Origin of the sequence: Pedobacter sp. ok626, assembly GCF_900100435.1 — a bacterium.
In the GTDB taxonomy this organism is placed as follows: domain Bacteria; phylum Bacteroidota; class Bacteroidia; order Sphingobacteriales; family Sphingobacteriaceae; genus Pedobacter.
Map to the genome: position 1 here is coordinate 190,477 of NZ_FNEX01000013.1, position 17,881 is coordinate 208,357.

Below are 17,881 nucleotides of genomic sequence, written 5' to 3' on the forward strand. Positions count from 1 at the left end.
TGTAGTATAGTTGGACTATACTTGGAGTTTTATACTAAGCAGACCGATCTCTGTCTTATCCGTGTCTTATTCGTTTATAGCTATACAGGTTATTGATTTAATTTTGAATTGACTATACATACAAATTTGTAATTCATGATTCAGTTATACAGTTGGCTGAATTTCCAGCTTCTTTTTTTCCGTATATATAAACGCTGCATTTATAAAATCCACGAGTTGTGTATAAAAATATAGCATATCGGCATTTTCATCTCCCTCGGTAAATCCAACCGAGTTATTCACCCATCCCTTATAGAGTTGCCAAACTTTTTCCCTAATATGATGGAGATCATTGTTATCCAAAAAGGCGACCATTGTGCTTAAAGGGTTTTCTAATTCATGGTCTGATAAATTTGTGGGCTGGTAATCCAGTTTTTTCATGATGTTTTCCATAATCTTATTTTTAAATCAGTATTGAATGATAAAATTGATTGCTAATTGGAGGCTGTGGCTGGATTAGCAAATTCGTTATATAGTATGGCTTGTTGTGTTAATTGCGCTATTTTCTCTTCGCACATTACTTTAGCAAGTGCTACAAACGCTATAATCTTATCGTATAAAAGCCAGGAGTCATCTTCGGAAATGTTAAAGGTATCCTTGTATCTCGCTCCCGAATAGCTTCTAAGTAATACTTCAAACAGTCTTTCGTCATCAGGGCTACCGGATAAGAACATTTTAATGGGGGCATTTGAAAAGCAGCAGCAGAGGTGTAAAAGACGGCGTAAATTATGCATCTCTGCTCGATAGGCCAGATGCACCCTGATCAGTGCAATGCAGGTTTGTTCTACAGCCTGATGCAGCATAAATGCGCATACATTGTGCTGTTCAGTAATAATGCACTCATGGGCTCCGGTTAAGAAGCCGTCTGCTAATGTCATTCTGTGGTCGAAATGTTTTCTTGCTTTTATAGCAGCATCGGTTGGAATAAAACGATTGGAGAAATCGAAAGTTGTCATTCCATTATGACTATAAATCAATTTGGCGGTACTGCACACCGTAATGAAAAAACGATTGTTGGCTATAATAGCTTCCTCAATGGCTTCTTTAGCATGACAGAGGATTGTAATTGCACCCTGCTTGTAATTACCATTTGTGAAATCTTGGACCTCATGGTCAATTCGGGTATTGCGCTCAGTAACGAGCAGCAAGCAATAATTGCAATGAAAGGTATCGGATTTTTCTTTAAAGCAGCCCTGATCATCTTGGATGTAACTGTTTTTAGAAAAAATAAAGATTTGAAGAGGCTTGAACTTTTGGACAAGCTGATCGATAAACGCTCTAAAGTAAATCGAGTGGTCTTCTGCTGGGGATAAGATTTGTAGTTCCATATTGATCTCATTTTAATTAATTTAACTTTTAAAATGAGTCTTGGAGATGCAGAAATAAGTGCGGAACTGCATCTCGTGGCTGCATAGAGTTTCTGAAGCCTTACGTAACACGAGTGTACAGCAGTCCCGCACCTATTTTAGGAATACGCAAATATAGCATATTCGTAAATAGGCAGGGTATTCTGCTGTCTTGCGTTACGGCTTCAGAAATGCAACCGCAAGACTATTAATATTTTATTTATTATTTATTCTCACATAATCAATTATTTAATGCCCTAAGATAACTAGATGATTTCAATACTCCAAATAAAAATACTCTTTTTATGGAGTGTGTAAAAATGGAGTATTTGCCTTACTTTATTTTATGACAAATAAAGATCTTTTAACAAATGAAAAAGAGCTAAAGAAAATAGGTTTGAGACTTAAAAGTCTTCGTAAGTCTGCGGGCTATACCAGCCCAGATAAGTTTTCTTATGAAAACAATTTGAACCGTTCTCAATATGGTAAATATGAGGCTGGGAGCGCTAACATAACGATTGGTACATTGATCGGTATTTTGAATTGTTTCGGGGTGAGTTTAAGTGAGTTTTTTAATGAGGACTATGATAATCTAAATAAATAGAGGATATGAAATATTCTATATCCTTTCCATGCCTTTTATAGCCCCCAACTACAGAAGCGTTGCCAGCCTTGCCTTTTTTAGCTATTAACTTCCAGTATACATTTTAGCTTTGTTATTCAAGGAATAAAATTTGTAGGTTTGTTCAATAATAAAAAATATGGACTCGATCGAACTTTCAGAAAATTATGTTGCCGATAGACCGATGTAGATAACCTACGGCGGTATAACGATGAAGACACTCTGCTTACGAATTTCTTTGAAAAGTTCCCTATAGCTCTTTTAGGAATCGACACTTTTTATTTTTTGATATTTTAGAAGTGTTAATAAAAAAGGCATTTTTCATCCTTTAAATAAGTTTTTTCTTATCTTCGCGGTATTAAAAATCACATTGTAGGTGATTCGCATTTAATTTTTTATTAATTTTTAAATCATAGTTGTAGATGATTAATATTACACTCCCTGACGGCTCAAGCCGCCAGTATGAAAAGGGCACAACTGCCCATCAAATTGCTTTATCTATTTCAGAGGGTCTAGCCCGTAATGTTTTAGCTGCCGAAGTAAACGGTGAGGTTTGGGATTCATCGAGGCCTATTGAGGCTGATGCTTCAGTAAAATTGTTAACCTGGAATGATCAAGCTGGTAAAGCTACTTTCTGGCATTCATCGGCGCATATTATGGCCGAGGCATTAGAAGCTTTGTATCCAGGAACGAAATTCGGTATTGGTCCGGCTATTGAAACCGGTTTTTACTATGACGTTGACTTTGGAGACAGAGAGTTCTCATCGGATGATTTTAAGGCTATTGAGACTAAAATCATTGAGCTGGCTAAACAGAAAGAAGTTTTCGAACGTAAAGCTGTTGCTAAGGCTGATGCCATCGCTTATTTTAAGGAAAAAGGTGATGAGTATAAATTAGACCTTTTAGAAGGTTTAGAAGATGGTAAGATCACTTTTTATACACAAGGTGAGTTTACAGATCTTTGTCGCGGACCACACATTCCGAATACTGGTTTTGTGAAAGCTGTAAAACTGATGAACGTTGCTGGTGCTTATTGGCGCGGTGACGAGACTAGAAAACAGTTGACACGTATATATGGTGTAACTTTCCCTAAGGCAAGTGAGCTGACTGAATATCTTCACATGATTGAAGAGGCTAAGAAAAGAGATCACCGTAAATTGGGTAAAGAATTAGAACTGTTTGCTTTTTCTGAAAAAGTAGGCATGGGCTTGCCATTGTGGTTGCCAAAAGGTGCTGCTTTGCGTGAGCGTTTAGTTCAATTTTTAACGAAGGCACAAAGTAAGGCTGGTTATGAGCAGGTGGTTACACCACATATCGGGCATAAGAATTTATACATCACATCTGGCCATTATGAAAAATATGGTAAGGATGCTTTTCAACCTATCAAAACACCACAGGAAGGAGAGGAGTTCTTTTTAAAACCAATGAATTGTCCGCATCACTGCGAAATTTATAAGGTTAAACCTCGCTCTTATAAAGATCTTCCTTTGCGTTTTGCTGAGTTTGGAACTGTATATCGTTATGAACAAAGTGGTGAGTTGCACGGTTTAACTCGTGTTCGTGGCTTTACTCAGGATGATGCGCATTTATTTTGCAGACCAGACCAGGTAAAAGAAGAGTTTAAGAAGGTAATTGATTTGGTGTTGTATGTATTTAAGTCTTTAGGATTTGATAACTACATAGCACAAGTTTCCTTAAGAGACCCTGAAAATAAAGCTAAATACATCGGTAGTGATGAGAACTGGCATTTGGCTGAGTCGGCTATTATAGAGGCTGCTGCTGAAAAAGGTTTACCTACAGTAGTAGAATATGGAGAAGCAGCTTTTTATGGCCCTAAACTAGATTTTATGGTGAAGGATGCTTTGGGTAGAAAATGGCAGTTGGGAACAATCCAGGTGGATTATAATTTACCTGAGCGTTTTGAATTGGAATATACTGGAAGCGATAATCAAAAGCACAGACCAGTTATGATCCATAGGGCCCCATTTGGTTCATTAGAGCGTTTTATTGCTGTTTTGATTGAGCATTGCGCTGGAAATTTCCCATTATGGCTATCTCCTGAACAGTTTATTATCCTTCCTATCTCTGAAAAGTATGAAGAATATGCAAAAAAAGTTTCAGATGAACTAAATAATTCCGATATTCGCGGGCTGATTGACTTCCGTGATGAGAAAATCGGAAGAAAAATCAGAGATGCAGAGGTTAAGAAAATCCCTTATATGTTGATTATTGGTGAGAAGGAAATGGCAGAAGGAAAGGCATCAGTAAGGAAGCATGGAGAGGGAGATTTAGGAGAAATGACCCTACAAGAATTTAGTGAATTATTAATTAAAGAAATAACAGTTTAAACAATATACAAATTTGGCATTAGGCAGACCAGGATTTAACAGGGGACCACGTCCTCCTTTTAAGAAAAAAGAAGCAGAACATAATATTAATCAGCATATCAGAGCACAAGAGGTGCGATTGGCTGGAGATAATGTTGAACCGGGGATCTATCCTTTGGCAAAAGCTTTGGCCCTTGCCGACGAATTGGAATTGGATTTGGTAGAAATATCTCCAAATGCAGTGCCTCCAGTTTGTAGGATTATTGATTACAGTAAGTTTGTTTACGAGCAGAAGAAAAAGCAGAAAGAGATTAAAGCAAACGCTAAACAAACTGTAATTAAGGAGATCCGTTTTGGACCTAACACTAACGATCACGATTTTCAGTTTAAACTAAAGCATGCGGTTAGTTTCCTGGAGAATGGTGAGAAAGTTAGGGCTTATGTTCACTTTAAAGGTAGAGCGATTGTTTACAAGGAACAAGGAGAGATCTTGTTATTGAAATTTGCTCAGGCCCTTGAGGATATAGGCAAGGTAGAGTTATTGCCTAAATTAGAAGGTAAGCGTATGTTTTTAACGCTTGCTCCCAAAGTTGCTAAGAAATAAATAAATTACATAAATAAACACAGGTTATGCCAAAAATGAAAACCAATTCCAGTGCTAAAAAGCGTTTTTCGCTTACTGGAACAGGTAAAATCGCAAGGAAGAATGCCTACAAAAGCCACATCTTAACAAAGATGTCGACTAAACGTAAGCGTAACTTAGGACACACTTCAATGGTGTCAGACGCTGACATGGGCAACGTTAAACGTATGCTTGCAATCGGTAAATAATTAATTTTTAACCAGGTAACCGGTAGTAAGTTTGCTGTAATACGCAACGCCGTTTATCAAAAACAACAAAAACATGCCACGTTCGGTAAACGCAGTAGCTTCGAGAAGAAGAAGGAAAAAGGTCTTAAATTTAGCCAAAGGTTATTGGGGATCAAGAAGTAAGGTATTCACCGTAGCTAAAAATACGGTAGAAAAAGGTTTGCAATATGCATACCGTGACCGTAAAGTTAAGAAAAGAGAATTCCGCGGATTGTGGATTCAGCGTATCAACGCTGGAGCACGTCAGCACGGTATATCTTACTCTCAATTAATTGGTAAATTAGCGACTAAAAACATCGGTTTAAACCGTAAAGTTTTAGCAGATTTAGCTATGAACCATCCAGAAGCTTTTAAAGCTGTAATTGATGCAGTTAAATAGATATAACTGATACATTAAAAAAGGGGAGTCGATTTAGAAAACTCTGAAAAAGTCCCCTTTTATAGATTAACTTTTAAAAACGATCAAGTAGAACATGTTTCTTACTTGATCGTTTTTTTTTGTCCAGGGGTGTTCGTTTATCCTTTCGAATTGATGATTCTTTTTTGCTTCTATCTTATACCTGTGTTTTGCTTCTACTTTATAATGTTCGGTTTCTTGAAAGGCCATCTGTTCTTTGCGTAGATCGGACTTTATAGATATCGAATAGCTTGTAGTCTTTGCACCCGGCCTATAACAATTATCCCGCAATGGATTTGTTGCTAACAATAATACAGGTATTCTTCTATAATTAAAAATTATGTCATACTATCATCAGATATGATTTTTTTTAAAAATCTTTTTCATTTATTTGTTTATAATCAGTCTAAATTAATACTTTTGCTGTACAATCATCATCCTTGAAAAAAGATTGAATATAAACTCAATATAGATTTCTCTCAATCTTATATTTTAACTGATAACTACAAATACGAAAGAATGAAATTAAGTTTTTTACCATGCGCAGCTTTTGCTATAGGAATAGCTATGTCAAGTTCTGCCGCCGCGCAGCAAATCCAGAAACCAAAGTTAAAATCAAACACTGCCTTTGCGATTGTAGTGGATGATGTGACTTACCAGAAAGCTAAAACCGAAATCGACAACTACAGAATAGCGGTTGAAAAAAGTGGCCTGGGAACTTACATCATTTCCAATAAATGGAAGAACCCGGACGAGATCCGCACAATCCTGAAAGGGCTTTATAACCAGCCGCAAAAATTAGAAGGAACTGTTCTGATCGGTGATATCCCGGTTCCGATGGTAAGAGACGCGCAGTACCTGACTTCGACGTTTAAAATGAACCAGAAAATCAACTGGCAACGTTCATCAGTACCTTCAGACCGTTTTTATGATGATTTTCATTTGGGATTTGATTTTATAAAACAGGATACGGCTAAGAAAGACTATTTCTATTATTCGATCAGTCCGACAGGCCCCCAGCAGATTAAAATGAGCATTTACTCTGCACGTATCAAACCACCTGTATTTGCGGGAAAAGATAAATATCAACTCATAAAAGCTTATTTAACAAAGGCTGTAGCGGAGAAAAACAAACAGAACAAGATAAACGATGTGTTCATTTCTACAGCGCATGGATACAATTCCGAATCATTAAATGCCTGGGCTGGTGAGCAACTCGCTTTTAAAAATCAATTTCCGGGATTGTTTCGTCCGGGTAACCAGGTAAAGTTTTTTAATTTTACAAATGATCCTTTCTTAAAATTTAATCTGCTGTCTGCATTAAAAAATAAAGACCTTGATATCGCCATTATGCATGGTCATGGTTCGCCAGATCTTCAATTGGTTAATGGATATCCGGCAGTTTCTAATCCACAAGGCTCTATAGAAAACATAACACGTTACTTGCGTGCTAAAGTACGTTCAGCGAAAGAAGATGGCAGGGATGTCCAAAAGGTGAAAGACGGGTTCGTGAAATCTTTAGGCGTTTCGATGGCCTGGATGGACAATGCGCTGGATGAGAAGACCACTATCGCGGATTCAATTTTTAACGAAAACCTTGACATCCATATCAAGGATATTGTAAATACAAAACCTAACGCACGGTTTGTTATGCTCGACAACTGTTTGACCGGTTCATTTCATTTAGACGAATACCTTGCCGGTTATTATCCATTTTCAGAAGGTTCAAACATTGTGGCGATCGCGAATAGTATCGGGGTTTTACAAGACTTATGGCCAGATCAATTGCTGGGGGTATTGCAACATGGCAGCCGTGTAGGAAACTGGTTTAAACATGTGGCTTACCTGGAGACGCACATCATGGGCGATCCGACATTCAGCTTCAAAAGTGAGGGGGATTTTGATGTGAACCAGGCCATTACCGGAAATAACAATGCAGCTTACTGGAAGAATATACTGAATAAACCTGACGCGGATCTTCAGGCGCTTGCCCTGATTTACCTGGCTGATCAGCTGAAAACAGCTGAACTGTCCGCAGTTTTAAAGAAAACTTATTTTAACTCATACTACGAAACAACAAGGACGCAGGCTTTTATATTGCTGGAAAAATTAAACAATGAAGATTACCATGAGGTATTGAAAGCAGCAGTAAATGATCCTTATGAGTTCATCAGACGCAGGGCTGTCTACGAGATCAGTGAAAATGGCAGCGACGAATTTGTTCCGGCTATGGTATCTATGATCGTCAATGATTTTCATTCAGAAAGGGTCGCTTCAAAAATCAGAGGTATGCTGCCTTTTATGAATGCCAATGCCTGTTTACAGGAAATAGACAAACAGATTGTTCCGGAGAACCTGGTTCATTTTGAAGACTCACGTGCGGCCCTGGTCAAATCAATTAAATACAGCGAACAAAAGGTCGGTCAGATGATCGATACCGCATTGGACAAAACCAAATCTGATAAAGTCAGACTGGGCGACATCAGTACCATGCGTGCTTACCGGTATCATCAAACTATCCCCGCACTGGTTTCTATCGTAAAAGACAAAACGAACAGCGATTACGTACGTCTTTACACACTCGAAGTGTTGAGCTGGTTCCCGAGATCGTACCGCAAAGACGAGATTCTTACATTGTGTAAAGAGATCACACAAAGTGATGCTTACAACAGTGATTTAAAGAAGCAGGCACAAAAGAACATTAACATTTTTTTATAGCATTTAAATACCCCTAACAACATAGCGATGAAAACAATAAAACTTACTGTAGCTTTACTTATGCTGGCCGGCATAACATTTGCGCAAAAAACGAAAAGGTCTATATTACCTGCTGAAGTACAGATCAGGGTGGCACTTTTAGCAGCTCCGATCAAGGATCGCGCAGGTGCAACTGTTTACGGATACACGCCTGAAGGTAAGTTTACTACTTTACGTCAGGGTACTAACGATATGATCTGCCTGGCACCAAACCCTAAGCAAGCCGGCATTTATGTATATGCTTATCCTAAAAGACTGGATCCTTTTATGGCCCGCGGTCGTGAATTAACTGCTGAAGGCAAAGGTACCCAGGAAAAAAATGATACCAGGGAGGCCGAGGTTAAATCAGGAAAACTTGATTTTCCTAAAGATCCTACTGTTCTTTTCGGATACTGGGGTAAAGATGAAGACCTGGTACCTGCAACAGGTGAGATTAAAAACGGCTTGCGCCGTTATGTGGTTTATGTGCCTTACGCTACAGGCGAAAGTACTGGCTTGCCAACACTTCCATCTGTACCGGGTATGCCATGGTTAATGAATGCGGGTACCTATAAAGCACACATTATGATGAACCCTGAAAATATGGGCCATGAACATACTGCGCCAACTAAAAAAGCAAACTAAGCAGGATCAGTTATGGTAAAATATTTATCCTTTACACGTTGTGTAATCGTTTGCCTATTTTTGCTCTTTTCTCAGTTCAATGCTGCTTTTACGCAGTCAAACAAGAGGTTGTTTAAAATAAGTGGAACTGTGTTTGATAGGAGTAGTAAGGTAAAGACAACCATTCCTTATGCTACCGTTTCCTTTAATGATTACGGTATAAATGTGAGTGCTGATGTATCAGGAAAGTTTCTGATTAAAGCTGTGCCTGCTGGTCGTACTACTTTAAGTGTGAAATATCTGGGCATGGTTCCGCTCGATACAGTCATCAATGTCAATGCTGATCTTAATTTGGACCTGTACCTTGCTGTAGCCGATTTCAGGTTAAAAGAAGTAAGTGTTACAGCAAAAAGCGGCAATGATGGCAATGGAACTTCGTCAAAGATCAGCAGAACTGCACTGGATCACCTCCAGGCAAACAGCCTTGCCGATGTCATGTCACTTTTACCAGGTGTAGTAAGTGTAAATCCGGATTTAGAAAATGCGAAAATACTGACCTTAAGAAGTATCGGGACAGCTGCAACAAATTCAAATGCATTTGGAACTTCAATTCTGATCAATGGTGCACCGGTTTCCAATAACTCGAACCTACAAACGTTGTCGCCTACTGTTAACGGGCAGGCTGGCGCCTTAGGTGGTGGCGCTTCTCCTGGCTCAGGCTTCGATGTCCGTACCATATCCATGGACAATGTGGAATCTGTTGAAGTGATCCGTGGTGTTCCTGGTGTTCAATATGGTGATTTAACAGCGGGGGCGGTAATTGTAAATACCAAGGCCGGTGCGCAGCCTTTAAGAGTAAACGCAAAAACGAATCCAAATGTTTATCAGTTTGGCTTAACCAAAGGTACCGAACTAGGCGGTAACAATGGCGCACTGAACTTAGGTTTGGATTATGCGCACAATACGGCGAACCCCACTGCAGGAAATGTGACCTATGAAAGATTTACCGCCAACGTGTTGTATTCCAATAAATTTTTCAACAGATTGAAGTCGACGATCTCATTGGATCTGATTTATGGAAAAGACACCCGTAAACCCAATTCAGATGATGCGGCCAATCAAATCAGCTCAAGTGGACGTGACCTGGGTTTTGTTTTTAATACCCGTGGTGACCTTGGTTTCGACAAGAGCTGGTTGCGCAATCTAAATTATGTGGCGAGGGTAGGATACACCACTAAAAACACCTATTTTCAAAATAGATATAGTTCAGCCACCGCACCTTACTCCATGACCTATACTGACGGTGCTGTTCTTTCCAACAGGCCGAATACAGACATTTTTGATGAGCAAAACAATAAGCTAACGAATATCGGTCCGGCTGATCAGAACCTCTATGCCGTGGCTTTGCCAAACAGTTATGTAGGCCGTTTTGGTATCGACGGAAAAGAGTTCAATACTTATTTGCAAACAGTAGCTACCTTTTTCAATAAGATTGGTAGGACAAACAACAGATGGCTCCTTGGCGCAGATTTCAAATCTGATAAAAATTACGGTGACGGGAAATCATTTTCCAACACAAACCCGCCGGCGCGTAATAACGCGATACCCAATGCATCATTCAGACCAAGGGTATACAACAATATCCCGGCTGTTAACCAGCTGGGATTGTTCGCCGAAGAGCATTTTAGCAACAGGTTTGGCAGCCGCAATCTTCAGATCACTGCAGGGCTGCGTTACGATAACTTTTCCGGGAACAGAAATACACTTTCTCCGCGTATCAATGCCTCTTTGGACATTATTCCGAATGTTTTCAGCATCAATGGCGCATACGGTAAACTGGCTAAAGCACCTGCTACATTATATCTTCATCCTGAAGATGCCTATTTCGAGTATATCAATATTAATGAGACCGCAAGTTCAATCCCTGCTGATCAACAGGTTTATATGACCACTACCAGGGTATTTAGTACAAAAAATAAAGATCTCGAGATTGCAAAAAATGAAAAAGCTGAACTGGGTTTTGAATTGAACATCAAACAAACGACACTGAAGGTTACAGCCTATAGTGAAAAGCTAACTAATGGATATAGCCTGGGCAATTCGGTTAATGGCTATATACCTTTGGTGTATAATGAGTATACGAGGGTAAATGCCGCTCAACCGATCTATAAACTGAGTCAAAGTAACAACGTGCTCGCCGAGATCAATATGCCTGGCAATAACCAGGTTGCCAAGACCAAAGGAATAGAGTTTGAACTTGATCTCGGCCGGTTTGAAACCATCAGGAGTGCCTTCTCCATTAATGGCGCATGGTTGCGGACAGAGACTTATAATAAGGATTATTTTTATTTCAGTGACTTCAGTAGTGTTGGCGGAGCAGGAAGGACAAACATTGGGTTATATGAGCAGGGGATGGCCAAAAGAAATGATCAGCGATTTGTAACTGCTTTAAGGAGCACGCATAACATTCCTGAAGTTGGTTTTGTAGTCACCTTAACTACCCAGGTGGTCTGGAATGAGAGCGACTTCACAAAATTTGGAAATGACAGCATTCCGGTAAAGTATATTTCGAAGAACGATGGATTGGTGTATGATTTTGACAAAAGCAAAAAGGATGATACTGAGTTCAAACCTTTGATCCGGAATATCAATGAGCGGGTTTATATTAAAGAATCCTACCGACCTGCACTGATGTTTAACGTTAACCTGACAAAGGAAATCGCTGACTATATGCGTGTTTCATTCTTTGCAAATAACATGTTCAGGGATTACCAGATTACAGAATCAAAGCGGAATCCGGGTACTTACCTGCAAAGGAATAACAAATTGTTTTTTGGCCTGGCACTTTCACTCACCTTAAAATAAGCTTATATGAAATCATATCAACTATTTGTTGCGCTCTTACTTATTCCAGTATTTTTCAGCTCCTGCGAGAAATTTAACAATGCCAGTGACGCTGAAAAAGTTGGAAATTATATAGTAAAAGTAACAGCTCCTTCAACAGTGGGTACCATTACAAGTACTGAAGGACTAAAAATTGTATTCCAGAATTTTGCTGAAGGCTTAAAGTTTGAGCGTAAATTAACCGGAAATACGACTGATATCGAAGGATTGATACCAGGCATATACAACATCAGTATTTCAGGCCGGGTGGAGGACAGCACCGGTGAAGTGTATTATTTGGCTGGTAGTAAAGCCAACTATGCTATTTTTAAGAACGGGGAAGCCATAGAAGTTCCGGTAGCAGGTGTGAAGGTGAGCCCGCTGATCATCAGTGAAATATTTTTTGCCGGGACAGGACCCAGTCCGGTACCCAATACAGGCAATTACTTTAGAAACCAGTTTTATGAAGTTTACAACAATTCGGACAAGGTAATTTACCTGGATGGTTTGTATTTTGCCAACCTTACACCGGCAGCACCCACAGCGGTATTGCCATTATGGCCTACAGAAGATGGTAATAACTTCAGCTATGCCGAGCGCATCTGGAAAATTCCCGGAAACGGCACTCAATATCCATTGGCACCGGGGGAATCTTTTGTCATGTCGCAATTTGCGGCAAACCATAAACTGCCACAGTACAACGTCAATTCACCTGTCGACTGTACAACTTCTGAGTTCGAGTTCAACATGAACAATGCGAATTTTCCGGACCAGCCGGCCGTGGATATGCAACATGTTTTCTACAATGGAAGTGCCGCTTTAGGAACGCTACCGCAATACTTAACTTCGGTTCTGGGAGGTGCTTATGCAATTTTCAAAGTGCCTGAAAATGAAAGCTATGACCCGGTAAATAATGCCAGTTTGAAAACCAGGAACCTAGCAACAACTTCAACTACACTTTACGCTAAAATCCCTATCCGATATGTTTTGGATGCTGTAGAGGCAGGGCAGAACCAGAATATGATCACTTCAAAACGCGTACCGTCAGTATTGGATCTAGGTATGACCTATGTAGGTGCCACCTATAATTCTTTGGGGGTGGCCAGAAAAATCGCTGCAACGAACGAGGATGGTACTGCCATTCTGATGGATACCAACAACAGTACAGATGATTTTGAAAGAGGCGTAGTTCCGCAGTTCAGGCGTCATGGTGCTAAAATGCCCTCATGGAACCATAGCTTAAAGAAGTAGTAGCTGAGAGTTTAACAACGATAATTTATGCTAATGAATATTATATATAAGATAAGTGTGGCATTGTTTCTTATGCTTGGTACGCAACTGGCATTTGCCCAGGAAAACGATGTGCTAAATACGCCAGCAACGCTGGAGCGTCAGGAACAAAATAGCTTTTGGAAAAAAGCTAAGAATCCGGCTGGATTACAACTGGACCGGCCATTTGAATATTCCCAACTCAGCGTAGGAATTGAAAATTATGGAGGGGACTTTCGGCGTCCACAGCAAGGGAAATCAGGAAACAGGCAGCTGGTACAAACAGAAGGGAATCTATTTTTAGGCGACTACTACCTGAGCGGAGCTTTTAGTTATACGCGGGATAACATTAAACAGGCGGAATTCAATGCATCCATTATAGATCCATTCAGGGGAATGCCTTATATGGTTGCCGATTTAAATCCAAGCGATTGGAACAATCAATATTATGACATGCAGTTTAGTATTGCGACACCAACATTTAATGAACGCTGGTCATTTGGCCTCGCAGCAAATTATAAAGTATCAAGTGGTGCGAAGCAACGTGATTTACGTGCGGAAAACTACTATTATACCATTGCCATTACACCAGGACTGGTCTATACGCCAGCTACAAACCATCATATCGGTTTAAACCTTGCTTACAGTAATGTGAAAGAACAGTCCAGTATCAGTAAAATGAATACGGATATTGATCAGGTTTATTATGAGCTGTTGGGGCTTGGTACGGCAGTTAGTAACTCGGGTACTATTAACCGCGAAAACAATTACGAAGGAGATGTGCGTGGTGCAGGGATCCAGTATAATTTTCAGGGTAAAGTCAATGTGTTTCTGAGCGCGGACTATTCGGAAGAGGCAGAAGACCTGCAAGTATCCTTCAGCACGCCAAGGGACGGTGCTTCGGTCTTGCGTAAAATCTGGAATACTAAACTAACCCTTTCCACATCCGGAGGAAAGCTTTCTCACTTTGTCGACCTTAATTATTACAACAGAAATATGGACGGGATCCAATATGTTACACAACGCGATAACTCCTCTGCACAATTGGGATGGCAAACACTGTTTAAAAGTATCCGTTCAACTTATTCCTCACAAAATGCCGGTTTCCAATACCACCTACTGATGAACCGTGGCGCAGCATATTCCTGGAAAATAAACACAGGCCTCAGTTACGAACGTTTGAACGATGTCTATATCTTGCCAAATTCGGTTAAACAGATTGAAAACCTCCTGTTCACCATCGGTGGCAAAAAGAATTTCATGTTATCAGATAAAAAGAGTCAGCATTTATTGGTCGGTGCCGAGCTGGGATATAAAGAGAATCTCTCAGGCGGTTACCACTACAACGGGGTCAATCCTGAATCTCCTGTGGTAACCGGTCTGGAACAAACTGACTTTAATTACCTGAGTGCAAAATATTTTTCAGTTGCTGTACCATTTATTTATTCGAGAAAAATAAAAGAGGATAGTAAAAACACTTTTTTTGCGAAAGCTAGGGTTCAATATTTAAGTACCAATAGTTTTAACTATAAAGAGCGATATCTCAGTAGTTTTAGCGCAGGTGTTAATTTTTAATTTGCTTTTTCAATAAGCCTCTTCAGTTCAAAAACCGGAGAGGCTTAATTATTCAGCATCCCCACTATAAGGTGATACCTTGACCTGCTTTTTTAATACTTTCGTTATCTACGACGCTCATCTTTGGTATTCTGCCAAGGATTTTTACGTTACTGTACTTTGTGATGTATTGCTCGCTTTCTTTATTTTCTGTACCATTAAAGATCAAACCCGTTACATCGATTTTATTTGCTTTAAGTAGTTCTAGTGTAAGTAGGGTATGATTGATGCTGCCCAGGTAGTTTTGAGATACAACAATCACTTTGGCTTGTAAACCTTTGATCAGGTCAAGTATTAATTCATTGTCGTTTAAAGGAACCATCAACCCTCCGGCACCTTCAATGATCAGGTGGTTATCGGTTTGTGGCTTTTTTATAGATGCTACAGTAATGTTGATCCCATCGAGTTTTGCGGACAAGTGTGGAGATAAGGGTTGACTTAGTCGATAGCTTTCTGGATGGATGATGGTTTCCGGACTAACTAAATGTTTAACAAACAGGCTGTCGCTAATGTCCAGGTCGCCAGACTGCACAGGCTTCCAGTAGTCGGCCTTTAACTTTTCTGTGAGTACAGCACTGACAATGGTTTTGCCAATACCTGTTCCAATACCTGTAACAAAATATGTATTATTCATGTTTTAAGCTTTTTAATTCATTAACTAATGTTTCAATTTCCTTTTCGCTGTTAAATAGGTGAAGACAAATTCTTAGTCTTTCTTTTCCTTCGGCAACTGTAGGACTTAATATCGCTCTTACATCGATTCCTTTACTTTGTAAGGCTTGGGCCGCTGCTTTCGCTTCCTGGCTGTTGTTAAATAAAACAGTTTGTATAGCACTTGTACTTTGGATCGTTGAGATGTTCGAGCCCTCTAGTAAATTAAGGTATAAAGCTATTTTTGATTTAATCTCTGTGGCATAATCCGTTTTAATCAGCATTTGATAGGCTGAATGGATCGCGGCGATGGCATGAATAGGTGCGGCAGTAGTATACACAAAAGAGCGGGCAAAGTTGATGAGGTATGCACGCAGGTTTGCAGTCCCGAGGACAATGGCGCCATGACAACCAAGCGCTTTGCCGAAAGTTACGATGCGGGCAAAGACTTCATGCTCCAGTCTGAGCATTTGTACCAGACCGGTGCCATGATCACCAAATATACCCAGAGCATGGGCTTCATCTACAATGAGCTGTGCCTGGTATTGATGACAAAGTTTATTGATTTCTGCTAATGGCGCAATGTCACCATCCATTGAGTACACACTTTCTATAAGTACGTAGACATTGCCTTTGGCTATTTTTAGTTTGGCTTCCAGCTCATTCAAGTCGTTATGTTTAAAGGTATAACGGTTTGCATAGCTAAGTCTTGCTCCATCTATCAGGCTAGCATGTATCAATTCATCAGCGATGATGGTATCACCACGCTGTGCTAAGCTGGATATGAGCCCTATATTGGCATCATAACCTGAATTAAAGATTAGTCCCGCTTCTGCTTGATGGAAGTTCGCAATGGCTTGTTCGGTCTCTTCAGTAAAGCTATGGTTACCGCTAAGTAAACGGGAGCCAGTAGCACCATTTTTATAATGTGGTATTTGACCCAGCGTAGTTGCTGTTCGGATCTTTAATTCGGAGGATCTCGCAAAACCAAGATAATCATTAGAAGAAAAGTCGGTAGGGAAAGCGGTTGAGGAGAGCGATCTGAGTATGCCTTTATCGGCTCTTTGTTGTAGCCTACTTTGAATGAATTGCTCTGCTTTGTTCATGGTTTTCAAAAATATACAAAGCAGATTAAAGTATACCTGTTGCAATGGATTTATTTTGCTTCGCAGCTAATCGTGGTCATTGCAACAGGTTATATAAGGTGTATATCTTTAGTTTTTGTTCAGTTGCGAGATAGACTTCTGCATCTGTGCCATCATGGTGCTTAGCGTTTCTATGCTTGGTTCTGGTGTAGGATCAGGTAAAGCCGTAGAGATATATGCTTTGGCTTTCCATATTTCAAGAATGTCCTCAGCGGCTACAGTGTATGGATCGTAGATCCTATTGTCGGAGATGAGTTTAAGGTCTTTGTTTTCTTTGAAGCGGTTACCAGCTCTTTTGTAAACGACACCTTCATTTTTACTGATGATGATATAGGTTTCTCCGGTTTTAACATCATTCCAGTTGTCCATATATTCTGCAACGATGATACTTCCCGGTTGTATAGGCAGCATGGAGTCGCCAACAATTTCAAAAGCCCTAAATGTTCCTTGTTTTAAAAAGGGAAGGGGAAGTTGAAATTTTGGTAAGTCTTTAATGTATTGTGGATCAGAAAACCCGTTCAAGTACCCGGCGCTCGCCTTTACAGGAACCATTTCTATATTCTCATTATCGTCTTTATCAACGGATATACTTAAGATACGAAGGTTAGATCCCTGGCTTTTTGGCTTAGGTTTCCAGTCTTCATTGATGTTTTCGTTAATAAACTCATCTATTGTTAGGTCAAAGTATTCTGCTATTTTTTTTAGTAAATCATATTTTGGTTCAGCCCGGTCTTCTTCATAAGCACCAATAAGCGACCTTTTAATTCCCATAGCATCAGCAAATTGCTGCTGTGTATGGCCTTTTTTCTTTCTTAAGTACTTAAGGTTGGATGAAATATTTGACATAAAATAAAAAGTTAAAATAAATTTGTTTTTACTAATATTGTTAGTATTATTGTACCAATAAAGTTAGTATTATTAATTCAGATATCCAATAGTTATGCTAACTAATTTAGTTTATCTTATTTAAGCTTAATGTTATGAAAAATTTTGTGTACGTGATAACAGACAGAAACAGAACGAGTTTACATGTAGGAATGAGTTCTGATCTAATTAAAACATTAGATTTCTATAAACAAATGCCTTGTTTGTTTTTTGACAGTGGACAACAGTTGACAAGACTGGTTTACTTTGAAGAATTTAAAACAGAGGCTCAGGCATTAAGTCGCTTTAAATTGATCAGCAGATTCACCAGAACACAGAAGGAGCGCTTGGTAAGATCATGTAATCCTGACTGGGTTGATTTAACTATCGGTTTGGATTTCGAACACATCACCTCCGGGAGAAAAATGATCAATCAGGTGAACCTGACCTTTAATATGCTTTCCTAGTTAACGCCCTATATCTACAAAAAAAGG

At 39.5% G+C, this 17,881-nt stretch carries 16 protein-coding genes and 1 pseudogene; 11 read left to right on the plus strand and 6 right to left on the minus strand.

The genetic code is table 11. The annotated features are described in order from the left end of the window. Positions 1–144: 144 nt before the first annotated feature. A complete protein-coding gene (locus BLS35_RS18250) occupies positions 145–432 on the minus strand; it encodes a hypothetical protein (protein WP_090783759.1) in 288 nt (95 codons plus the stop codon). Positions 433–473: 41 nt separating this feature from the next. Then, complete coding sequence (locus BLS35_RS18255; protein WP_090783761.1) at positions 474–1,367, minus strand: HEPN domain-containing protein; 894 nt, start codon at positions 1,365–1,367, stop codon at positions 474–476. Positions 1,368–1,731: 364 nt separating this feature from the next. Between BLS35_RS18255 and BLS35_RS18260 the strand changes: the two genes are divergently transcribed. The 5 genes from BLS35_RS18260 to rplT all read left to right on the plus strand — a co-directional run bounded on the left by BLS35_RS18260 (position 1,732) and on the right by rplT (position 5,583). After that, positions 1,732–1,989, plus strand: a complete 258-nt coding sequence (locus tag BLS35_RS18260) for a helix-turn-helix domain-containing protein (RefSeq protein WP_090783764.1) — start codon at positions 1,732–1,734, stop codon at positions 1,987–1,989. Between the two features lie 440 nt (positions 1,990–2,429). Beyond that, complete coding sequence (thrS, locus tag BLS35_RS18265; protein ID WP_090783768.1) at positions 2,430–4,355, plus strand: threonine--tRNA ligase; 1,926 nt, start codon at positions 2,430–2,432, stop codon at positions 4,353–4,355. Between the two features lie 13 nt (positions 4,356–4,368). Next, a complete protein-coding gene (gene infC / locus BLS35_RS18270) occupies positions 4,369–4,938 on the plus strand; it encodes a translation initiation factor IF-3 (RefSeq protein ID WP_090783770.1) in 570 nt (189 codons plus the stop codon). A gap of 26 nt (positions 4,939–4,964) precedes the next feature. Further along, positions 4,965–5,165 carry a 50S ribosomal protein L35 gene (gene rpmI, locus BLS35_RS18275; RefSeq protein ID WP_090783772.1) on the plus strand — a complete coding sequence of 67 codons (201 nt, stop codon included), beginning with the start codon at positions 4,965–4,967 and terminating at the stop codon, positions 5,163–5,165. Between the two features lie 73 nt (positions 5,166–5,238). Then, the gene (rplT, locus tag BLS35_RS18280; RefSeq protein WP_090783774.1) at positions 5,239–5,583 is read left to right on the plus strand and encodes a 50S ribosomal protein L20; all 345 of its coding nucleotides are present in this window, start codon (positions 5,239–5,241) and stop codon (positions 5,581–5,583) included. A 156-nt stretch (positions 5,584–5,739) separates the two neighbouring features. Here the strand turns inward: rplT and BLS35_RS28200 are convergent. Further along, positions 5,740–5,895 (minus strand): annotated as a pseudogene (locus BLS35_RS28200) (IS5/IS1182 family transposase); the annotation flags it as partial. Positions 5,896–6,120: 225 nt separating this feature from the next. Here BLS35_RS28200 and BLS35_RS18290 point away from each other — a divergent pair. From BLS35_RS18290 to BLS35_RS18310, 5 genes are read left to right on the plus strand one after another with little or no spacing between them, the layout of a single operon-like run. Next, a complete protein-coding gene (locus BLS35_RS18290) occupies positions 6,121–8,319 on the plus strand; it encodes a HEAT repeat domain-containing protein (RefSeq protein ID WP_090783778.1) in 2,199 nt (732 codons plus the stop codon). A 27-nt stretch (positions 8,320–8,346) separates the two neighbouring features. Beyond that, positions 8,347–8,982 carry a hypothetical protein gene (locus BLS35_RS18295; RefSeq protein WP_090783780.1) on the plus strand — a complete coding sequence of 212 codons (636 nt, stop codon included), beginning with the start codon at positions 8,347–8,349 and terminating at the stop codon, positions 8,980–8,982. 12 nt (positions 8,983–8,994) lie between these two features. Further along, a complete protein-coding gene (locus BLS35_RS18300; protein ID WP_090783782.1) occupies positions 8,995–11,826 on the plus strand; it encodes a TonB-dependent receptor in 2,832 nt (943 codons plus the stop codon). A gap of 6 nt (positions 11,827–11,832) precedes the next feature. Next, complete coding sequence (locus tag BLS35_RS18305) at positions 11,833–13,095, plus strand: DUF4876 domain-containing protein (RefSeq protein ID WP_090783784.1); 1,263 nt, start codon at positions 11,833–11,835, stop codon at positions 13,093–13,095. Positions 13,096–13,128: 33 nt separating this feature from the next. Further along, complete coding sequence (locus BLS35_RS18310; protein WP_090783787.1) at positions 13,129–14,688, plus strand: DUF6850 family outer membrane beta-barrel protein; 1,560 nt, start codon at positions 13,129–13,131, stop codon at positions 14,686–14,688. 64 nt (positions 14,689–14,752) lie between these two features. On the opposite strand, the gene bioD is transcribed toward BLS35_RS18310, so the two are convergent. The 3 genes from bioD to BLS35_RS18325 form a co-directional block, all read right to left on the minus strand. After that, positions 14,753–15,361, minus strand: coding sequence for a dethiobiotin synthase (gene bioD / locus BLS35_RS18315; RefSeq protein ID WP_090783789.1), 609 nt, complete (start codon positions 15,359–15,361; stop codon positions 14,753–14,755). Continuing rightward, a complete protein-coding gene (locus tag BLS35_RS18320) occupies positions 15,354–16,484 on the minus strand; it encodes an aminotransferase class I/II-fold pyridoxal phosphate-dependent enzyme (protein ID WP_090783793.1) in 1,131 nt (376 codons plus the stop codon). Before BLS35_RS18320 ends, bioD begins: the two co-directional genes overlap by 8 nt. Positions 16,485–16,592: 108 nt before the next feature. Continuing rightward, positions 16,593–17,369, minus strand: a complete 777-nt coding sequence (locus BLS35_RS18325; RefSeq protein WP_090783797.1) for an XRE family transcriptional regulator — start codon at positions 17,367–17,369, stop codon at positions 16,593–16,595. 134 nt (positions 17,370–17,503) lie between these two features. On the opposite strand from BLS35_RS18325, the gene BLS35_RS18330 reads away from it, so the two are divergent. Beyond that, entirely contained in the window at positions 17,504–17,854 is a 351-nt protein-coding gene (locus BLS35_RS18330) for a GIY-YIG nuclease family protein (protein ID WP_090783799.1), read from the plus strand. The last annotated feature ends 27 nt before the right edge of the window (positions 17,855–17,881 follow it).

Bases quoted from the DNA above. Each gene is read 5' to 3' on its own strand.
- BLS35_RS18250 (WP_090783759.1), bottom strand. From the start codon at position 432: ATGGAAAACATCATGAAAAAACTGGATTACCAGCCCACAAATTTATCA.
- BLS35_RS18255 (WP_090783761.1), bottom strand. From the start codon at position 1,367: ATGGAACTACAAATCTTATCCCCAGCAGAAGACCACTCGATTTACTTT.
- BLS35_RS18260 (WP_090783764.1), top strand. From the start codon at position 1,732: ATGACAAATAAAGATCTTTTAACAAATGAAAAAGAGCTAAAGAAAATA.
- thrS (WP_090783768.1), top strand. From the start codon at position 2,430: ATGATTAATATTACACTCCCTGACGGCTCAAGCCGCCAGTATGAAAAG.
- rpmI (WP_090783772.1), top strand. From the start codon at position 4,965: ATGCCAAAAATGAAAACCAATTCCAGTGCTAAAAAGCGTTTTTCGCTT.
- rplT (WP_090783774.1), top strand. From the start codon at position 5,239: ATGCCACGTTCGGTAAACGCAGTAGCTTCGAGAAGAAGAAGGAAAAAG.
- BLS35_RS18290 (WP_090783778.1), top strand. From the start codon at position 6,121: ATGAAATTAAGTTTTTTACCATGCGCAGCTTTTGCTATAGGAATAGCT.
- BLS35_RS18295 (WP_090783780.1), top strand. From the start codon at position 8,347: ATGAAAACAATAAAACTTACTGTAGCTTTACTTATGCTGGCCGGCATA.
- BLS35_RS18300 (WP_090783782.1), top strand. From the start codon at position 8,995: ATGGTAAAATATTTATCCTTTACACGTTGTGTAATCGTTTGCCTATTT.
- BLS35_RS18305 (WP_090783784.1), top strand. From the start codon at position 11,833: ATGAAATCATATCAACTATTTGTTGCGCTCTTACTTATTCCAGTATTT.
- BLS35_RS18310 (WP_090783787.1), top strand. From the start codon at position 13,129: ATGAATATTATATATAAGATAAGTGTGGCATTGTTTCTTATGCTTGGT.
- bioD (WP_090783789.1), bottom strand. From the start codon at position 15,361: ATGAATAATACATATTTTGTTACAGGTATTGGAACAGGTATTGGCAAA.
- BLS35_RS18320 (WP_090783793.1), bottom strand. From the start codon at position 16,484: ATGAACAAAGCAGAGCAATTCATTCAAAGTAGGCTACAACAAAGAGCC.
- BLS35_RS18325 (WP_090783797.1), bottom strand. From the start codon at position 17,369: ATGTCAAATATTTCATCCAACCTTAAGTACTTAAGAAAGAAAAAAGGC.
- BLS35_RS18330 (WP_090783799.1), top strand. From the start codon at position 17,504: ATGAAAAATTTTGTGTACGTGATAACAGACAGAAACAGAACGAGTTTA.